The 957-nt window shown below is 43.4% G+C and carries 2 protein-coding genes; one reads left to right on the top strand and one right to left on the bottom strand.

Annotated elements, in window-relative coordinates; all coding sequences use genetic code 11:
* Nucleotides 1–170 precede the first annotated feature (170 nt).
* Nucleotides 171–488 (top strand): hypothetical protein, encoded by a 318-nt coding sequence (locus ACM0OZ_RS49010; RefSeq protein ID WP_414590189.1) that lies wholly within the window; start codon nucleotides 171–173, stop codon nucleotides 486–488.
* A gap of 125 nt (nucleotides 489–613) precedes the next feature.
* On the opposite strand, the gene ACM0OZ_RS49005 is transcribed toward ACM0OZ_RS49010, so the two are convergent.
* The coding region (locus ACM0OZ_RS49005; protein WP_414590188.1) for a hypothetical protein at nucleotides 614–957 on the bottom strand (344 nt) is incomplete at its 5' end.

Genomic DNA, 957 nt, shown 5'->3' with positions numbered 1-957 from the left:
TAGACGTGTTGGCTTATCACGCGCAACTGTTTATGCCGTCTGCCAAAAAATTGAGCAGAAGTCAGCCAAAATAAAGATGCAAAAGACTTCGTCAGGAGAAGTAATTGCATACATTAATCCTGATCTGAATAATTGAATTTTTAACCGATAACTGATAATTGCTAACTAATATGGGTTGGAAAACATCGGGACGCATCTACCGCTATCATAAACTTTCGCTTTCTCAAGGGCTTCTTGAAGCGAATATTATTGAAAGAGATGGGAAAATAATTGTATTGATTGGGCAAGGTCTAGCACAGAGAAGGGGAGAATTTGTAAATTTAGATTGTGCTAAATGCTGGGCAATTGAAGAAATGAGGCTTGCTTTATCCCAAATGCAGAGGGAGCTTAAGCCAAGAAAAAGAAAGGTTTCGCTACTGCTTTATATGTGCCTGGTGATTTACCTTTTCTTAGGGCTTGTGTGGTTTCTGCTTTTTGATGAATGGTAAAAATCCTCTGAGAAAGATTCTCAGAGGAAGTGTCATATATTGATATCTGTGAATCAGAGGGTAGTCAGTTCTAGAGCGAAGCCCGCAGGGCGGGCGGCTACGCGATCGCCAATCTACCCATAACATTATGGGTAAGCTTTTGAGCAAAAACCCTTCCTCAATTTTTGATAAAAACTAATAGTATTCGCACTGTCAAGCTTCGGAGGTGGCTCAAATCCTCTACGCCAGTTCCTGAAAGTGTGAGCCTCTTTATGGTGCTTAAGGCAAAGCGCAAAGACGTGAACACCTGGAATCTCTCTGCCAGCGATTGGCTTTGCCACTGCCCCTTGGGCAATCGCACCTTGAGCGTCTTTATAAACTGCGTGATGTGCTTCAATCGCCTTCTTCTTGCAGTCCGGGTAACAACATAACCGCCGAGTTGCCTTGCGGCAAGCGAGTGAGATTTCACCCCAGTTTGGAGCATACCTAG

The organism is Scytonema sp. PCC 10023, assembly GCF_963920835.1.
Taxonomy (GTDB): Bacteria; Cyanobacteriota; Cyanobacteriia; order Cyanobacteriales; family Nostocaceae; genus Kalymmatonema.
This window is presented reverse-complemented; position numbering and strand designations above follow the sequence as displayed.

Coding starts and splice junctions, on each gene's coding strand:
- ACM0OZ_RS49010 (WP_414590189.1), top strand. CDS start 171: ATGGGTTGGAAAACATCGGGACGCATCTACCGCTATCATAAACTTTCG.